Origin of the sequence: Palleniella muris, from assembly GCF_004792655.1 — a bacterium.
GTDB lineage: Bacteria > Bacteroidota > Bacteroidia > Bacteroidales > Bacteroidaceae > Prevotella > Prevotella muris_A.
In genome coordinates this window covers 69511-88566 of sequence record NZ_SRZC01000018.1, presented here as the reverse complement: position 1 = coordinate 88566, position 19056 = coordinate 69511, and the positions used below count along the sequence as shown (strand labels likewise).

At 47.1% G+C, this 19056-nt stretch carries 11 protein-coding genes; 8 read left to right on the top strand and 3 right to left on the bottom strand.

Annotated features, from left to right (window positions below; all coding sequences use genetic code 11):
• The first annotated feature begins 151 nt into the window (after nt 1-151).
• The 7 genes from E5358_RS10930 to E5358_RS10900 all read left to right on the top strand — a co-directional run bounded on the left by E5358_RS10930 (nt 152) and on the right by E5358_RS10900 (nt 10310).
• Nucleotides 152-358 carry a hypothetical protein gene (locus E5358_RS10930; RefSeq protein ID WP_135940222.1) on the top strand — a complete coding sequence of 69 codons (207 nt, stop codon included), beginning with the start codon at nt 152-154 and terminating at the stop codon, nt 356-358.
• Nucleotides 359-436: 78 nt separating this feature from the next.
• Nucleotides 437-2551: a TonB-dependent receptor gene (locus E5358_RS10925; RefSeq protein WP_135940221.1), complete on the top strand. Its 2115-nt coding sequence runs from the start codon at nt 437-439 to the stop codon at nt 2549-2551.
• Nucleotides 2552-2659: 108 nt separating this feature from the next.
• Nucleotides 2660-2947: a hypothetical protein gene (locus tag E5358_RS10920; protein WP_135940220.1), complete on the top strand. Its 288-nt coding sequence runs from the start codon at nt 2660-2662 to the stop codon at nt 2945-2947.
• A gap of 133 nt (nt 2948-3080) precedes the next feature.
• Complete coding sequence (locus E5358_RS10915) at nt 3081-5150, top strand: TonB-dependent receptor (protein WP_135940219.1); 2070 nt, start codon at nt 3081-3083, stop codon at nt 5148-5150.
• Between the two features lie 18 nt (nt 5151-5168).
• Nucleotides 5169-6368 (top strand): hypothetical protein, encoded by a 1200-nt coding sequence (locus tag E5358_RS10910; protein WP_277821266.1) that lies wholly within the window; start codon nt 5169-5171, stop codon nt 6366-6368.
• Nucleotides 6365-8386: an O-antigen ligase family protein gene (locus tag E5358_RS10905; protein ID WP_135940218.1), complete on the top strand. Its 2022-nt coding sequence runs from the start codon at nt 6365-6367 to the stop codon at nt 8384-8386. Before E5358_RS10910 ends, E5358_RS10905 begins: the two co-directional genes overlap by 4 nt.
• Nucleotides 8379-10310 (top strand): hypothetical protein, encoded by a 1932-nt coding sequence (locus tag E5358_RS10900; RefSeq protein WP_135940217.1) that lies wholly within the window; start codon nt 8379-8381, stop codon nt 10308-10310. Before E5358_RS10905 ends, E5358_RS10900 begins: the two co-directional genes overlap by 8 nt.
• Before the next feature lie 239 nt (nt 10311-10549).
• Here E5358_RS10900 and E5358_RS10895 read toward each other — a convergent pair whose 3' ends face one another.
• A complete protein-coding gene (locus tag E5358_RS10895; RefSeq protein ID WP_168354648.1) occupies nt 10550-14539 on the bottom strand; it encodes a hybrid sensor histidine kinase/response regulator transcription factor in 3990 nt (1329 codons plus the stop codon).
• Nucleotides 14540-15031: 492 nt separating this feature from the next.
• On the opposite strand from E5358_RS10895, the gene E5358_RS10890 reads away from it, so the two are divergent.
• On the top strand, nt 15032-15826 hold the full coding sequence (locus tag E5358_RS10890; protein ID WP_135940215.1) for a hypothetical protein: 795 nt from the start codon (nt 15032-15034) through the stop codon (nt 15824-15826).
• A 97-nt stretch (nt 15827-15923) separates the two neighbouring features.
• Here E5358_RS10890 and E5358_RS10885 read toward each other — a convergent pair whose 3' ends face one another.
• Nucleotides 15924-17510, bottom strand: coding sequence for a family 43 glycosylhydrolase (locus tag E5358_RS10885; RefSeq protein WP_135940214.1), 1587 nt, complete (start codon nt 17508-17510; stop codon nt 15924-15926).
• Nucleotides 17511-17521: 11 nt separating this feature from the next.
• Complete coding sequence (locus E5358_RS10880) at nt 17522-19012, bottom strand: cellulase family glycosylhydrolase (RefSeq protein WP_168354647.1); 1491 nt, start codon at nt 19010-19012, stop codon at nt 17522-17524.
• Between the last annotated feature and the right edge of the window lie 44 nt (nt 19013-19056).

Here is a 19056-nt window from a genome sequence, read left to right as displayed (position 1 = left end):
TGCAGCACCTGCAAGTGCGCTTTGTTGTGTGGAGGCGGATGCACCGCCCATAATATCAGAGACCACCATTGCACTCACATGATGGAAATGATAGCTTATGCCGCAAAAAGGGCATATAGTAAATATCATAATGACTTAAAAAAATAATTTTATGGAAAAGAAAATTGTTTCCTTGAACAAGGAGCTGCCACAGTTCTTCCTGGAAGAACTCGAGCAAAGATTGGAAACCGACCCGCTGTCAGTGGGCGGATTGTATGATTTGGACACTGCGGATGGTGGAGAATATACCTGTGAAGTATATTTCAACTGTGGTGACTACATGGGCTGCCGAAATGTAGTGGTATGCAAGCCCTATTAAGCTGTAATAAAAACAATGAGTATCCCGGTCAATCTGCAATAGAGTGGGATACTCATACCAATGCAAATATTATATATTATGAACAAAACCTATGCTCTGTTATTTGCTTTTGCCTCCTTCTCGCTTATGGGCAAAGCCTCTGTGAATTATAGCATGGAGGGCGATTTCATCCATAAAACGAAGTGTCAGTCGGACACAATAATTGACGGCAAAGCAATACAGGAAGTTGTCGTGACTGGAAGGGACATCATTGTAAAAGACGACAAACTGATAATCAATCTGAGCGACAAGATAAAGAAATACTCACACGACGGCTATTCTGCATTAGCCTTATTGAATGTTCCCGGACTTGACGTAGACCCCATAGATTACATTGTAACCACAAACGGAACAAGCACCATGCTTTGCATAAACGGCCGTGAGGTCGGAAAGGATGAGATAAAGACCATAAATCCAAAAGACATAAAGCGTATTGACTATTACCAGACACACGACCCGGAACATCCCATGGCTAATTCCGTAATAGACTTTATTGTCAAGATAAGAGATTATGGCGGAATGGTCATGGTACAGGCAAACGAGAACTTGAACAAAGTTTCCGGAGATGACATGGTGGACTGGAAACTGTACAACAAGAAATCACAATTTGAAATTCAACTAACGGACAAGTACAATCACTTTACTCCTAATCGTGGTGTAGAGTCAACCACGTTGCTGGCTTTTCCAAGCGGTGATGTGGAAAAAAATGTGATGACCAAACCATCCGGAACCCATTCCAATGGTATTGGCGGCAAACTTTCGTATCTCTATAAAGACAAGACAAGTACGTTTCAGGCAGCTCTTTACCTTCAGGATAACCACAACGCAAACACTATCATTCAGGAACAAACATTATCGGGTATTCCCTCTCTGACATCAACCGATTACAGACATAATGACAATATCTCGCCGTCATTGAAATTGTATTATGACAAGAGATTCAGCAAAAAAGCTTCGTTGACAGTGAAACTTGATGCGAGTTACAACAATACAAAACAGTGGCGAAATTATGAGGCTATCGAAAAATATGCATCAAACACAAAAGAGAAATTTTATTATGTAAGACCTGAGGTGTCGTTTAACTACAAACCGGGTGGCAAGGTGTCCTGGTTTGCCTTCGGTACATACTATTATAATCATTCAGACAACACATATATAGAGAATGATGTAAGCACACCTAATAAGATAACAGAAGGACAGGCGATAATAATGCCCGGCTGCCAGATAAAATTCATACCAAAGAAATTTGATGTTGTGCTGCAAGTGCAGGAACGTATCCAGACAATCAGCAACTTAAACGAGACATATACAAAGTCTTATATTACCCCATCCTTGATTTACAACATCACACTGTCCAAAAATCTCCGCATAAACGGCGCTTTGTTTACAGGTGTGAACAGTCCTGATATGAAGTATTTCAACGAGGGCGAGAAGCGTATCGATGAATATCAGATTATTGCTGGAGGAAGCGAACTGGAAATGGGGCGACTGCTCTCAAAACAAGCGTCATTAAATGGTTTCTACAAATGGGGCGGTTTCCAGTTTTTTATGGCATACAACAATCATCAGAAAAACGTTTTCGAGGATATTTATTGCGATAATGAACGGAAACTGTATGTACACCAGTATAAGAATGGCGGAGCTTACGAGTCTTTCAGTACTGTCGCCACTCTTGACTTAAATCTTATACCACAGAAACTGAAATTCAGCGGGACCTGCCAGTATACTCATTCCAAACAGCGCATGGGCTTTCTGCACACTTTAGATACATGGATGGGACAAACCTCGCTAACATACATGGATAAGGGATGGCAGTGCAAGCTCAGCTACAACACAGCAAGAAAATCGCTGAACAGAGCCGGAGGAACATTCTATACGCCACAGCAGCTGACACTCTCCATGGGATATACCGTCAACAACTGGTTCTTCAATCTGTATGCGAGAAATCCTTTCATGACAACCTCACAGAAAACAGAAACGGACAGAAACGGATATTCAATATCATCACATTCGTATAGCCCACGCACAGCCTACAACATGTTTGCCCTGCGAGTGAGCTATAGATTCACATACGGCAAAAAACATAGATATGAGGATGTGGATGTTGACAAGATTTCCCGTTCTGCAATTCTTGAACATGACGTGAATAAATAAATTGGCAACAAAAGGGATATGGAACGGGCGTGCAGCACCTGCAAGTGCGCTTTGTTGTGTGGAGGCGGATGCACCGCCCATAATATCAGAGACCACCATTGCACTCACATGATGGAAATGATAGCTTATGCCGCAAAAAGGGCATATAGTAAATATCATAATGACTTAAAAAAAAATAATTTTATGGAAAAGGAAATTGTTTCCTTGAACAAGGAGCTGCCACAGTTCTTTTTGGAGGAGCTTGAGGAGAGACTGGAAACCGACCCGCTGTCAGTGGGCGGATTGTATGATTTGGAGGCATCAAGTGATAGTGGTGATGATTTTTGCCTCAAAGATGAAATCTGTAACATAGATGGCCCATGCAAAGAACGCCATCATTGTACCTTAAATTTTTAAAATGACGTAAATACTGGAGCCTTGAATTGCACAAGGCTCCGGATTTTCGTAAAGTAGGAGGTTCTAAGACTTGACACTTAAATATTTTCGGAATATTTTTCAATTAACCTTATAAATCAGAACAAATCGCAAAATGAATATATACAGATTAGTTCTTTTTGGATTGTGTCCCCTCTTTGCATCAATAAATGCTGACGCGTCATTGCAGAATGACACCATCATTGACGGCAAAGCAATAAAGGAAGTTGTTGTGACAGGAAGGGAAATAGTGAACAGCACCGACAAGACGATTATCAATGTGGGCGCTAACGTAAAGAAATTCTCTCATGACGGTTATTCAGCATTGTCTTTGCTGACCATTCCCGGACTGAATGTTGACCCCATAGATGAAACGGTGAAAAGTCATGGTGCGGAGACAGTGCTGTGCATCAATGGACTTCCGGCATCAAAGGACGAGGTGAAGACACTTAACCCCAAAGATTTGAAACGTATAGATTATTACAGCAACTTTCATCCTGAATTTCCTACGGCTGAAGGTGGTGTGATAGACTTTATTGTGCGCGTAAGGGACAATGGAGGTATGGTAATGGCGCAGGCAAACGAGAACCTCAACAGGTGGACGGGCAGCGACATGGCTGATTGGAAGTTTTACAGCCGCAAGTCGGAGTTCGGTGTCCAGCTCAGTGGCGACTACAATCATTTCACACCCGGCAAGGGACCACAGTCCACAACGCAGATGGCGTTTGCCGGCGGTGATGTCACAAAATCGGTGTTTACCAATCCGTCAGCAACACACAAAAATGGGATAAAGGGCCAGCTCTCATATATGCACCGTTTTGATAGCGGAACCCTCAGGATAGCCGTATCGCTGAAGGACGGACATAATTCAAGCCATAAAAACACCAGCCAGCGCATTGAGTCTTTGGAAACCATCGATGTGGAGTCGCGCGACTATACCCATTCTGACAATACCACCCCCGCATTTCGTGTGCAGTATAGAAATGTCTTTAAGAACAAAGCCACACTTTCCATAGGGATGAGCGGTGATTATACCGACACCAGACAGCAACGCAGATACAGTGCCATAGACAGCTATCAGTCTTGCACAAAGGAGAAATACTATCGTTTGAAGCCCTCAATCAATGCCTCTTATTTGGTAACAAAACGATATGCCACCCATTTGGGGGTGAACTATTATTACGACAAGTCGGATATAGATTACAAGGAGAATGGTGCATCCTCACTCTCACATCTCATGAACGGCCAGCTGCATATCATCTCCTCCCATGCTTTTAAAGTTGTGCCAAACGTCTTTCATGTCACTTTTCAAGCCGAAGGGCGCGTGATGACAGTGGATGACGGTGACAGATACACGCACACATTCCTCACGCCATGTGTTTTCTATAATGTCAAATTGCCACACGGCAACACTATCCGAGGTTCTGTGGGCATGGGAGCATTCACTCCTAATATGAAATACTACAACACTATTGAAAAGCGCGTGGATGAATATCAAATGATTGTGGGCAATGCCGACCAGAAAATAGATTATGGCACATCGGCAGAACTGACTTTTTCGAGCAGCCATAAATGGGGATTGTTTGAGCTTTATGGCAAATATGAGAATAACAGACGCCCGCTGTACGAAGATGTCGTATGCGACAATGACCGTAATGTTTATATACATACGTTCCGTAATGGCGGATGTTTTGAAAAGTTTATGGCGAATGCCGCTGTAGTGTTGAATCTTATTCCAAAGAAGCTAAAGTGGATGCTTTGCGGAGAATACCATTACAACAAAGGGCATTTTGACACGAAGAAAGATTGCGGCAAAATGATGTACGGCTCAGAACTTACATACGTGAACCGTGGATTTCAGGGAAAAGTGTCGTTCAACAGTAAGCTGAAACAATATTCCCAACTGGGGTATCTTGAAACGTACCCCGCTTCCTTGAAAGTGGCGGTGGGATATACTATAAACAACCTGCATTTGAACTTGTACGCCACAAACCCGTTCATGAAGACCCCTCGTGAGAATTCACTCATTATTGGCGGTTACAGCAATGCCACCACATACTATAATCCCCGTGTGGATTACAATGTGTTCATGCTGCGCGCCACCTATCGTTTTACATACGGAAAGAAGCACAAGTATGAGAATGTAAACACAGAAGACGGGCATCGCTCCGCCATTCTCGACTGATGCGGTAAATAAAGAGAAATGGAACTGTTATCCGGAATAACAATAACAAGACTTTACGGTTCGACTGACGAGGAGCATTATCTCGTGATGTCGAAGGACAATGTGATGGAGGCAAACCGGCTCACTGCCGATTTGCTTGATTCGCTGAAAAACGCTGAAGACATGGATGCCGGAATTGACAATTTCCTGCAAACCCATAGTGACGCCAATGCCACTCACGGAGAGATAAAGGAACTGGTCAATGCCAAGATTCTGCCAATGCTGCTGAAGGAAACTGCTCCACGGAAACAGTTCCTTTACCAGCGTCAGATGTTGAGTGCCCGGCAGATAGACTCCATATCCGACCGTTTGTCGTTCCTGTTCAGCAAACATGTGATGGGGGTGCTGTCAGCCATGATTATAGTGGCTGACACCGCCTTTTTCATGACAACGGAGAATCTTCTGACCTTCGGCAACAGGATAAACGCCTTCACCATATTCGCCCTTGTGGCATTTGTTGTATGCTCGTCGTTGTTTCATGAGCTGGGCCATGCCTCGGCATGCAAACGTTTCGGACTGGAACACGGAGGCGTGGGATTCGGTATGTACATCAATTTCCCCGTGCTTTACACCGATGTCACCAAGGTGTGGCAGCTGCCGCGTCGCAAGCGCATTGTTGTCAATATTGCAGGAATATACTTTCAGGGCATGATACTGCTGTTGCTCACAGGCGGATTCTTTCTTACCGGCAATGATGTGCTGCGGTATATGATATTGACCATGAACTTCGGGTTTCTGCTCACACTTAATCCATTCTTCCGGTTCGACGGCTACTGGATAGCGACAGATATGCTCGGAGTGCCAAATCTCCGCAAACGCTCAACAGAGCTGTTGCGTTATTTCTATAAGCGGATGACACGCAAACCGGTGACGGGCAGACCATATCTGCTTCAAATAAGGAAGAGGGAGAAAATGTTCGTTATCGCCTACGCTTTGGCTGTGAATGTGTTTATGGGATATTATTTCCTTTATATCATCCCTGTGTTCCTGTATGGCTTTGTGGGAAATTTCCCAGAGGAGGTCTATCAGCTGATACTCTGCATGTCAAACAACATCACACCGCCGTTTGCGTTACTCCGCAATATGTTATCGCAGATATTGTTCTTGTCGCTCCTGATTTTCATGTTTTATCGGATGGCATATCCTGTGGTGATGCGCAAAAGACTTCGTAAGGAATGAAAGAGTCGGATGTGACACGGAATGCGGCACTGTTGCTGACAATGGTGATAATGGCACTGTTGCTGTTCGGAGTGAAGGACACATTGGTTATCAGCATGCCGGTTATTGTTATCCTCCTGTTGGTGATGGGAAGTGTCCCGTTTGTGAAATGGAGCATTGCCGATGCACTGCTTGCGGTGACAACATTGCAGACTATCGTGTCATGCTGCTACAGTGTGACTCCCTTGCCCACATTTTCCACAGCAAGTGTCTCGGTGTTCATGTTTGCGGCATATCTTTTTCAAAGAAGTGCTATTTCCTCAGGAAAGTCTGCCGGAATAGTCATTCATGGCTATGCCGTAATCTTTTTTGTGGCTATGTTGTTGGCAATATCCACCTTTGTGATATATCATGATGCTGTGGTTCGTGCCGGTTTTCACGACACATACCATTTCAGGTTCATGTACAGACCGCTTGGATACATCAACAATATGTGGGCTGAAATCACCATTGTGATACTTGGTGTGTCATGCCTTTTGGCAGGAAAGTTCAGAATACCAATGATGTGTATGGCATTTGTGGCTGTATTGCTGACTTTTTCACGCGGAGCCTACATCTCTGCAATGGTGTTTGTTGTGATGTCCTTGCTGTTGGTCAGGAAAAAGCGGTTTGTGACAGACACACTGCTTTCGCTTGCTGTGGCAATGGTGGCGGTAGGTGCTTTCTGCAAGAGCGACATGATGACCACAATGAGGATGAATGCCACCACATCACAGCAGAAAAGTGTGGAATGGCGTGTAAACAAGACCATTGCCTCTGCAGACTTGATAAAGGCGCGCCCTTTGTTCGGATATGGAAATGGCAGTTATACGCTTGTAGCCGATGGGACGGCAATGTCGGAAGACCAAAACACATTCACAAACATGGCACCCAACATAGTGGTGCTGTTGCTTGTTGAAAAAGGAATTGTCGGCACTGTGCCATACATTTTACTTACATTGTGGGTGTTGTATATGATGTGGCGGCACCGGCGCAATATGCGCATAAGCATTGCTGGATGTACTTTAGTGGCTTTGACTGTGAAAGATATGACACATGCTACAATGTCGCAGACCGGTGTATTGCTTTTTGTCGCATGCAGCCTTGTGGCATTGATGCATAATGCCGGCAGTGAAGAGACACCGGCGTATGTGGCATCGCGGCGCACAGCCGGCGCAGAAGCCATAATGTTCATGGCATTGATGGTTGTGTATGGAGTAGTGGCAACAACAAATCACCTCCATGACAAGGAGCTCTCTGCTACAGTAAAGGGAATGGAGGCTGTAGGACGGTATGTGAAAACGCATGACAAAGGTGACATACAGACAGCATGCCATGAACTGGCAACAGCATCCGCGCAACATCCATACGACAAAAGCATTGCTTTCCTAAGTGCATACGCCAAGATGCTGTATGGAGACAACAAGCATGCCATGGATATCGTTGACAAACTTCTTGAGCAAAGAAAAGAATACGGGCTCTACCTCTTCATGAAGGGATGCCTGTTGTACAATAATGGGATGGAGCAGCAGGCGCGTGCAACAATGTGCCGTGCCATATGCAATATGCCGCGACTGATGCATAGCAAAGAATTGGCAAACATTGCAGTGAGAGATTCCACATTTTATCAGGCATTGAAAACGGATGTGATGACCGTTACAGGGCATTGCTGCAAAGTGACATCACCAATCAAAAAAGCTAATTATGGTTATATCCTACACTATTGGGGGCATAGGGACAAAGCAATCCCCTTACTGACTGATGCCGTAGGAAATATGCCAGGACTGCAAACTCCGTGGATGCTGCTTGGCGAGAAAGAGAAATACAGACTGCTGCGTGATGGTGTACTGAACAACGACAATAAAACGGCATCCACAGGCAACACACCGCTGACGACAGACATGTTGGAACTGATGCTTGCTTCGTATCTTCCGAAATTTGAGACCTGGTATTGTGCTGAATTGCCTTTTATGGACAAGAAGACAGATAATCATGAATAATCACATAAATATAACCACCGTGTTAGCAAGCCTGTTGCTTGTACTGACATCATGTAATGACAGAGCAACAGAAACACTTTCCTTGGCCGGACAGAATCAGACCGAATTGCTGGAAGTGATTGACCACTATGCGAAAAACGGAGACCGCGGCAAGCAGGAGGCTGCCATGTTCTTGATAGAAAACATGAAAAATCATTCCTATGTGGAAAGTGAGGCTGTAGACTCGTTTATGGCAAGGGTACGGTCACTTGATACCGATGTGAATGCAGACTCACTAAGCCGCATATGGGCTACGGTGAAACAGTATGACAAACCGGTAGTACGGCTTGATGCCAAGACTATAACATGCAGAATGCTTGTTGACAACATAGACCGTGCCATGGCACGCTGGCAGAAGGCGGCATGGAGAGACAATGTGGATTTTGACAAGTTCTGCCGCTATATCCTGCCTTACCGCATGCTTGACGAACAACTCTCAGAGGGATGGCGCGATACATTATATAATGAGTATCATCCAATCATAGAAGGAGTAAAGGACATGAAAAAAGCGTTCTACCTCGTACATAATGCTGTATCGGAAAGGTTCAAGCGCACACCTTTTGATATGGTGTATCTTGCTGACATACTCAAATTGCGGAAGATTGGACATGGCTCCTGTGTGCAGCATTGCATCTATGAGGCTGCGGTCATGCGTGCTTTGGCACTGCCGGTTGCTGTCGATGGCATAGAAGCATGGGCTAACTACAGCAAGAACGGCCATATGTGGGTGGCATTGATTGCGGACGACGGCACTTACACCGTGGCGAAAAATGACTCTGTGGCAAGAAAAATGAACTATATAGACTCCTCCGTCTTTGAAATGAAGAACCAACCGGAGGCAGATTATCCATATAATACAGGTTTTAAGAAGCGTTGCTTCAAGATAAACAGATACACATATGAATACAATGATGTGAAATATGCCGACAATGAGACTGACAAGATGACAAGAAATCATTTTACCCAGCCATGGACTGTTGATGTCACACGTGACTATATGAAATGCCATGAGGTGGAGATAACGACAGACATCAATGCGGAATATGCGTATCTTTGTACCTTCAGAACCGGCAGAGGATGGGTACCTGCCGTGTTTGCCAAGCGGGATAATGGCAGGTTCGTGTTCCATGACATGACAGACTCGGTCATGTATCTGCCTGTATTTTCAAAGGACGGAAAGATGTTGCCAATAAGCAATCCTTTCTTCCTGACGAATGGGGAAAAACAGATTGTTTGCCCAAAGTATGATGAAAAGACAGAAATGAAACTGGACAGGAAATATCCCCTCACCCCACATTTTATAAGCTATTGGCCACCAATACGTGGCGCACGCTTTGAGGCTGCCAACACTCCGGATTTCTCAGACGCTGATGTACTGCATGTTGTGCAAGAAACTCCATTAATGGTGAACTATGTGAATGTGGACAGCAAAAAGCGATACCGATATGTGAGATATGTATCGCCGGAAAACAAGAACCCCGGTATCTCGGAACTGCAACTGTCATACAAGGGAAAACGCATTGCCGGAATGCCTTTTGGGGACAGTACCCTTAACGACATGAACAATGCCTTTGACGGTGATTATCTTACAGTGACCGAGGCCCATGTGCCGTTTTCATTCGGCATGGATTTCGGCAGGACTGTGAACATAGACAAACTTATGTTCTCACCTAAGACCGATGCTAATTTTATCATACCTGGCAACAAATATGAGCTTTTATATTATGACATGGGGTGGAAAACACTTGGTGTAAAAACTGCATCCTCCAATGTCATGGAATATTATGATGCGCCATCCGGTGCCTTGTATATTTTGCGAAACAGGACAACCGGTAATGAGGAGCGCATATTCTCGTATGACAACGGACAGCAGATTTGGTGGTAGAATCCTTCTCGCCTTATCAATACAGGCATGTTGTATTAAGGAATGTGCTATATGTAAGACACCGTCTTACAGTGCACGTTTGTGGCTCTTCGTTAACTGTCTGTGTCTGCCCGAAAATGGTTGACTGTTGTTATACTCCAAAATGATTGTTACAGACTGTCCGGCAAGGGCGAAGCGGATTCTTTTGCTTCTTTGGATTCTTAGAGACACATCACTCACAGGAAAAGCCGATGCATCCCCTATGCCCCCTCGTTCTCCTGATAGACGGAAGGTGCCACGCCAAACTCCTCCTTGAAATACTTTGCAAAATGCTTCGGTGTGCTGAAGCCGCATTTATAGGAGATCTGCTGCACATTGAGCTGGCTTTCACGCAGATACTGTGCGGCGCGCTTCAGGCGCAGGATGCGTATGAACTCAATCGGTGGCTTTCCCGTCAGCTGTTTCAGACGCTTGAACAGGTGGGTGCGGCTCATGCCGAGATGGGCGGCAAGCTCTTCCACGGACAAATTGGAGCGTTTCATGTTCTCTTCAACATATTTCACTGCCTTCTCGATAAGCTGCTCATCCAGGGAAGTAATGGCAAGAGGCTCCGGCTCCGGGTCTATCAACGCCCTGCGCGCACCTTTCTTGCGCAACGCCAGTATGTTCTTTATCCTCAGTTTCAGCACATCCATGTTGAACGGCTTTGTCATGTACTCGTCCGCGCCAAGCGTGAGACCCTCTATTTTCGCCGCCACATCGTGCTTCGCAGTCAGGAGGAACACCGGTATCGATGCTGTCGCTTCGTCGCCTTTCAGTTTGCGGCACAGTTCTATGCCGTCCATCTCCGGCATCATTATGTCACTGACAATGAGGTCAGGACGGTGGCGTGCCACCTGCTTCAGTGCCTCTATGCCGTCGTGGGCGGTGACGATGTGGTAAGTGCCGGACAGCTCGGCGGAGATGAAGTCAAGGATGTCATGATTGTCATCGACAAGGAGGATGGTCTCTTTCTGCGGCTCTGCCACCGCTTCCTCCTCTTGGCATGGCAGCGGTTCCTGCACAACAGGCTCTGCCGCAGGCTGCGCATTGCAGACGATAGGGATGACAACCGTGAAGACTGTGCCGCCTCCCGCATTGTCGGTGACTGTCACCGTGCCGTTATGAATCTTGGCATATTCCGAGACAAGGCTCAGCCCTATGCCCGTGCCTGCCAAATGGCTGTTCATAGATTCCGAAGCCTGGTAGAAGCGGTCAAAGACATGCAGCTTTGCCTCATCGCTTATTCCCACGCCGGTGTCTGCGACCTTCATCACCATGTTCCCCTCCTCCACATCTATGCTAAGCGACACTTTCCCGTTGGCAGGAGTGAACTTGAAGGCGTTGGACAGGAGGTTCATCACAATCTTTCCCATCTTGTCCTCGTCATAATCCATCTGAAGCCTGTCCTGTGAAGCATGGAACGCGAACTCCACATCTTTCTTTTCTGAGAACATGAGGAAAGAGTCGGAGATTGATTTCACGAACCCTATCACATCACCCGATGTGGCATTGAGCTTCAGACCGGACATCTCGCTCTTGCGGAAATCAAGAATCTGGTTGACAAGGTTCAGCAGACGTGTCGCGTTGGCCTGTATGATGTTCAGTTGTCTGAGGGAAGTCTCGTCATGCTCCCTTGTGAGAAGAGCCTCTACAGGTGCGAAAATCAAGGTCAGCGGTGTGCGCAACTCATGGCTGATGTTGGTGAAGAAGCGGAACTTCATCTGGTTTATCTCTTCCTGCTTGCGTGCCGCCTCCTCACGCTCACGCTCACGGAACTTCTGCTGTTCATGCCTTTTCACAACCGATATGACTCCATAGACCACCATGGCTATCAGCACAAGGTAGACCGCCCATGCCCATGCTGAGAGATAGAATGGATTGGCAACATTGATTTTCAACGCCTTATACTCCTCAGGCACAACGCCGTTAGGACCTATTGCCTTCACTTGCAGCTCATAGCTGCCGGAAGGGAGGCTTGCATAACTTACCTGCGGCAGACCGCCTTCGGGCAGTTCTACCCACTCGTCATTGAAGCCTACAAGACGGTACCGGTACCTTATCTTATCAGCATTATAATAGTCCTCAGTGGCGAAGGACACAGAGAAATCATCCTCGTCAGAGGAGAGGTTCAGCTCGCCAAGGCAATTCAAAGCCTTGTCAAGAATCACGCGTCCGTCATACTCCTTCATCGGGACAATCACATTGTTCCTTATCGTCAGACCGGTGAAGAACAACTGCGGAGTCTTCTTGTCAAAATAAATGTCAGCAGGGTTTATTCCGGTCACTCCATGCAGCCCTCCGACAAGCATCTTGCCGCTTGGCAGCAGGCAGAACGACCGCTGGTTGAAATCGGAGCCGTGCTGCCCGTAGCGGTTGTCAAACGTCAGGGTCTCAAATGAATAGCCTTTCTTCCCATGGGATTTCACCTTTATGTTGATGATTCGGCTGCCTACCGACGCCCACATCTGACCTGAGGAGTCTTCCGCCACGCCAAGGATGAACTCGGGAGTCTTCTGGGAACCTGTCTCCACAATATATACCTTGTCATTCCGCCTGTCATAAATGTTCATGCCGGAATAGGTGGCAAGCCACACCAAGCCACGGCTGTCAACAAGGACTTGGTTGATGTTCGGATTGCTGAACAGCTGGTCTCCGCGCTTGTTGCCTGTCATGTTCGTCACTTTCTTTGTCTTTGTGTCAAACACAGACAAGCCCCATGATGTCGCAGCATAGATGATTCCCTTGCCGCCCTTTGACAAGGAAGTGACATAATCGGAGCCTAAGCCGGAATTTTCCGTCCTGAACACTTCCGATTCCTTTGTCGCAGGATTGAACAGTTGCAGTCCGCCGCCAAGAGTGGCAAGCAGCAGATTGCCGTCGGAGGTCTCCATAATGCTCCATATATGGTTGGAGACAAGCCCGTCGGCAATGGTGAATGACTCGGTTTTACCCCCCCCAATCCGAAAAAGGCCGCCATTATATGTCCCTACCCACACGGAGCCGCCCCTGCCTTCTGCCATGCAGACAACCGCATAGACATTATGCCCGGAGGTGAACATTGCCTTCATTGGCTCGCGGCTTCCTGTGGAAGGGTTCCACCGGATGACGCCGTCACAGTCGGTTCCGAGCCATATTTCGCCGTTCTGGCGACAGAGAATGGCATTGACATCAGGGAAAGCATTGAAATCAAACTTGGCAGTCTGGTGGTTATACATCGACACTCCGCTCTTTCGCGTGCCTACCCACAGCGTGCCGGCACGGTCCTCAAGGAGGGCGGTGACACTGTTGTTGCTCAACGACTGGTCATTGCCCTGCACGTTCAGAGCCTTGTGAATCTCACCTTTCGGCGTAATCTTCCAAATGCCGGCATGGTCAAAGCCTATCCATACATTGTCATTACGGTCATTGATGATTGTCTTTATCAGAGGCATCTTCAGGCTGACTCCTTGGTAGTTGGCACTCCATCCTCCGCTGTTGAAGTTGTAAATCCACACTCCGGTCTCGCCATAGACCCACAAATCCCTGTTCTTGTCGACAAAAATCTGATAGATGGAAAAGATGCGGCTGGGATTCAAAGGGTTGACAAGTTTCCTGACAACCTTGTTCGCCTCTGTGTCGATAAGCATCAAATCCCCGTGACTGTCAACGACCGCCATCTGGGCTGCATTGATTTTCTTTATGTCCATGACATCCTCTTTCCGGAAACAGCCGGTCCGGTCCTCCACCTTCACGGCCTTGTCCTCACCTGCCTTACGGCGGTAGATGCCCTTGTTCTTCACGTAAAACCACTCGTAATCATCCTCTATGCGGGCAATGTTGGGCTTGTCCGGCACCCCGATGTCTGTCATCCGCTGCTTCACATTATCCTCGAACTGCTCCGTAGCAGGATTGAAGATGACATATCCTTTGCCGGTCTTTATCCACATCTCGCGGTTGGAGGACTGCTGTATGTCCTCGATGAAATTGTCCGATGTCAGCACCGCCCCATGCCTTTTGTTGTGGAAGGTCTGCACGGAATAGCCGTCAAAGCGGTTCAGTCCTGTCACTGTGCCGAAATAGATGAAGCCCGCCTTGTCCTGAAAGACGGAATTAATCATGTTGCTTGACAGCCTGCCAGTCAGCGGCAAGCCCTTGAACTGCAACTGGGCGACGGCTGTCAGCACAGAGAATGAGAAGGCAAGAATGAGGGTCAGGATGCGGTTGGTCATAGTTGAGTCAGTTAACATTTCATTGCAAAAGTAAGAAAAATATGGCAAATCAGGAAACATATCGCACGAAATCATGCCCATGTTAACAAATTATACCCTCCAATGAAACATTATGCACCGTATTTGCCGTGTCTCTTGCAACATGTTTCTCCCAATGTCTGAGCAAAGCAATGCCATCATTTTCCATATGATTGGTATGCCTGCCTTTTCAGCAAACTTACGGTACGGAAAACGATAACATATAACAGGTAAAACGAAAGGTAACACTTTGCTCTGTCAAGTGTTACCTTTCACCGGGTCAAACGTTACCTTTCGTCAAACCAAACGTTACCTTTCGTTATTGCGAGTTTATTATGCTTCTTCTGAAGAAAAATCGTCTGTTTTTTTTGCACTTGTCGGAAATAATCTGTAATTTTGCCATATATTCCGTCATTCATCGATAATTCGTTGATTATGGGATGTTTCCGTAAAACCAAATCATCTTTTCAGTTTATGAGAACATTGTTTGTTTTGACAGCCTTTCTGGCAGGCACGGGAGTTTTCGCACAAGAGATAAACAATCGCGTGGAGAAAGATTCTGCCGGCATGGAAACCAACGTGCTTCAACAACCTTTGGAGCAGGCTGTGGATATGGATGCGTCCACCCCGGCTTATCACATCGGCTTGGGCAAGGAGGGTTTGAACCTGTCCAATGGCGAGGGGCTGCTGAATATGGGATATCCCGTGCTGCCTGATTTCTCGGCATGGACAGCAATGCCGACCTGTCCCGATTTCATCCGTGGTGGCGGGAGAACTGAGCTTATGGGACTTGGGGAAATCAACAAAGCAGTGTTCGGGACAGGCAGGGACTACGGTGCTTGGCATTTTGATGTCAATGTGGGAGCGGAAAAGTATCATTTTTTCCACAACACACGGAACAATGTTTTTGTCAGCGGTGCCGTGACCTACCGCATAAATGAGCATTGGAGTGCGACGGCTTTCGGGACATACTCGCTTAACCCTTTCTTCCATTCCATGGCGGCATATCCGTATGTCACGACATCACGCTACGGCGGCACTGTGAATTGGAAGTCTAACGGAAACTTCGGTCTGCGGTTGGGAGTCCAACGCGAATATGACCCATTCGCTCACAGGTGGGTGACAAAACCTATTGTCGCACCGTCATTCAAAATTAACAAGGTGAAGATAGAAATAGACACCGGCCCTCTCATCCTTGACTGTCTCCGCCATTTTGTAGAAAAGGGGCGCAGCAACAGCAATTCTCCCAACATCATGCCACATAGGTAGAAAACATTGCCTTTTGCTTTTGTGACAACAAAAAAGATCCTCCATAAGAAACACGCCTTATGGAGGATAGAATCAGTATTTAAATAGTTGTGCTTGTCTAATTTACATTAAAAACAAAATCGTAGAAATCACATAATGATTTCTCTTTTGTCGCGGATTTGAAGATGAAGAACAGTGCGTGCTTGCCCTTCAGCCCCTTCAGTCCGTTAATGGCAACCGGGATTTCCGTGTTCCTCTGCGGAGAAGCCTTGTCTATATGGAAGCTGCCGATGACCTTGCCACCCTTGCTTGTCCATGGGCTGTCAATCATTACCTGCACATCACCATTCACTCCCAAAGGCTTCAGATGAACACTCAATGTTGCGGTGTCCGCCTTTCCCAATTTACTGAAGTTGAAATATTTGTATCCCACGATAGAGCCGTCAGTATTGTTCACCATGTATGAGAACGGTTTGTTCTGACTGTAGGAAGCATCCGAAGCGTCGTCATCGGCGTATGTCGCCTTGATATACGAACCGCTGAAGAAATAGTCGGGATATTTCTTGCCCACCGGTGAAGGACCTGTGTAATAGCACGCCAGTCCGGCAGGAGTGCGATGCAGTGGGTTAAGTCCTTCTGTACAGAACCCTTCCGAGGTGTATTCCGCTTCGGAGATGATAACTTTGCCACCTTCAACCTTCACATCGACAGGCGCAACCATTGCCTGGCGCGAGAACTCATTGGTACCTGTCTGGCGGTGGTAGAACACATACCATTTGCCGTTTATCTCCTGCAGACTGCCATGAGTGTTGCCGTCAGGATTGGCGGTAGGGATGATGTTGCCCTGCTCATCTGTGCCTCGTGCACGACCGTCAATGATAGTGCCGCCATAGGTGAACGGTCCCAACGGATTGTTGCTGTAAGCATACGCCAATGTGTAGTTGGACGCCGGCAGACCGAATTCTCCATTGCGTGTCATACGGCTGTAGACAAGCACATACTTGCCGCCAATCTTTCGCATCGAGGAAGCCTCAAAGAAGCGGAATGTATCGTCCTGTTCAAAACCAGGAATAAGGTCTTCGATAACCTTTGTGCCCGGTTTCTCACTGCACATTGTCTTAGGGTCAAGCTCTGCAGCATGGGAGCGTCCGAAGCCCCAATAGCCGTAGACGCGCCCGTCATCATCACGGAATATGGCAGGGTCAAAGCCAAACACTCCGTAAGTGGCAGCCGGGTTGTCATTGCTCCAGTTGCACACCTCGAAAGGACCGTCAGGACGATATGCCTTTGCCACCATATTGTTGCGTCCATGGTTCTGTGTGTTGGGACACAGATAATAAACTTTCCTGCCATTCTCCTCTGTTTCCACAATGTCCGGAGCATACAGGATATCCGGTTTCATATCCCCATTTAGAGGACGGCCGTCCTTGCCATGAGTGGAGCGGAAGATTACGCCATCGTAACGCCAGTCCGTGAGGTCACTGACTGATGCAGACCACACCACTTGGTCGTGACCGCAATAATACTGTTTCAGATTGTCGTGCGAGCCATAGACATAAACACGCATCTCACCCGGTCTGTCAGGGTCTTCAAACACGTATGGCTCGCCGTCAGGGATATGCTCCCACAACGGCATATATGGATTTTGGGCATTAGCCCCCAGTGCAAAGACACTGAGGGCTAATGAATAAAGGTGTTTTTTCATCTGTTGAATGTTTAATAAGGCCACTTGCTTTCTGTCACGCCTTCCTTGATGCCGTCAAGGGCTGCAGTATTGAAGACGCTCAGGTTCTTGCGGTTGATGATTGTCATAACACCGTCTGCCCCATTACGGTCGGCTACGTTGATGTCCCATACGAACGGAATCATGCCGAAGTTTCCGCAGTAGAGGTTTACAGCCTTGAACCATGCCTTTATACTTGCATCATGCTTTGCCTGGTCTTCGCCCGGCTTGCTGCTCAAATCACGCCATTTGGCACTGTACTCCCCAATGATGACAGGAATGTCCTTTACGACAAACTTATCATACATCTGCTTGAACTCACGCTCCATGGCTTCTTCGGTGTCACTGTCACCTTGTGCCTTGCCCCAATAGTAGTCGCCGGTGCCGCCACAGAAGTTCCATGGGCTGTAGTAATGCACCTCGCACATCAAGGCGTTTTGTGCTTCATCGGTCGGCATGGAGAAATATTTCACTGTCGAATCAATGTTTGTCGATGGTCCCTGCACAATCAGTATGCGCTTTGCATTGTTGCCACCCGTTGCACGGACAGCTTCAACAAAGGCTTGGTTATAGCGCATCAGGACCGGGGTAAGCTGCTGGTGTTTGTCATGAAACAGGTTGTATTCCTGGAAAGGTTCGTTAAGTCCTGCAAAAAGCAGATGTTCGTCATAGTTCCTGAATGTGTAGGCTATCTGTGTCCATATATCTTTCAGACGGTCTATCTTTCCCACGACGGTCTCCTCGTCAACAGCCTCATATCTATCGGCTGACTTGCTGAATCCCAGAATCTCAATCCATCCACCGTCCCAATGATCATTGAGCATTACGTAAAGACCCTCATCTATGCAGTAGTCCACAATATCCTTGACGCGTCCCAGCCATTCGGCATCAATCTTGCCATTGGCGGAATGTATATCCCACGAGCATGGGATACGCACGGACTTGAAGCCCTGAGCCTTTACGTAGGCGATAATCTCACGCGTTGTCCTGGTCGTCTGCCATGCTGTCTCAGCAGCCAGACCATCGCCAGTGGCTTCCATTGTGTTTCCGAGGTTCCAGCCCGGATACATGTCCTTGGCAACAGCCTTTGCCGTGCGGAAAGAGTACTCGACATCCGGCTTTGTGACAACTCCCGCCTGGCTTACTTCAATACGAGTGAATGCACCTTCAAGGTTTACAAGAATCTGTCCTGTACGCGCCTCGCCTTTGTTTGCCTCGCATACAACAGAGAATGATGATTCATGCTTGTCACCTGACACACGTGATACACTTAGCCATTCTGCCTCACTGCGCACGAAGGCTGTTCCGCCGTTTACGGTAAAGTTGGCTGTTCCGCCGTCTTTGTCAAAAACAAACTCGCTGACAGAGATGTCCGGATTGCCTGTACTTGGTGCCAGTGGGTTTGGCTCGTCGTTGCTGCATGATGCGAGAGTTATGATTGCAAGCAACGTATAAACATAAAGTGAGCTTAATATGCGTTTCATTGTATTCATTTTAGTTTTGATTTATTGTAAGGGCGATACTGACA

Excerpts from the sequence above, each read along its gene's own strand:
- E5358_RS10930 (WP_135940222.1), top strand. The coding sequence starts at position 152 with ATGGAAAAGAAAATTGTTTCCTTGAACAAGGAGCTGCCACAGTTCTTC.
- E5358_RS10925 (WP_135940221.1), top strand. The coding sequence starts at position 437 with ATGAACAAAACCTATGCTCTGTTATTTGCTTTTGCCTCCTTCTCGCTT.
- E5358_RS10920 (WP_135940220.1), top strand. The coding sequence starts at position 2,660 with ATGATGGAAATGATAGCTTATGCCGCAAAAAGGGCATATAGTAAATAT.
- E5358_RS10915 (WP_135940219.1), top strand. The coding sequence starts at position 3,081 with ATGAATATATACAGATTAGTTCTTTTTGGATTGTGTCCCCTCTTTGCA.
- E5358_RS10910 (WP_277821266.1), top strand. The coding sequence starts at position 5,169 with ATGGAACTGTTATCCGGAATAACAATAACAAGACTTTACGGTTCGACT.
- E5358_RS10905 (WP_135940218.1), top strand. The coding sequence starts at position 6,365 with ATGAAAGAGTCGGATGTGACACGGAATGCGGCACTGTTGCTGACAATG.
- E5358_RS10900 (WP_135940217.1), top strand. The coding sequence starts at position 8,379 with ATGAATAATCACATAAATATAACCACCGTGTTAGCAAGCCTGTTGCTT.
- E5358_RS10895 (WP_168354648.1), bottom strand. The coding sequence starts at position 14,539 with ATGACCAACCGCATCCTGACCCTCATTCTTGCCTTCTCATTCTCTGTG.
- E5358_RS10890 (WP_135940215.1), top strand. The coding sequence starts at position 15,032 with ATGAGAACATTGTTTGTTTTGACAGCCTTTCTGGCAGGCACGGGAGTT.
- E5358_RS10885 (WP_135940214.1), bottom strand. The coding sequence starts at position 17,510 with ATGAAAAAACACCTTTATTCATTAGCCCTCAGTGTCTTTGCACTGGGG.
- E5358_RS10880 (WP_168354647.1), bottom strand. The coding sequence starts at position 19,012 with ATGAAACGCATATTAAGCTCACTTTATGTTTATACGTTGCTTGCAATC.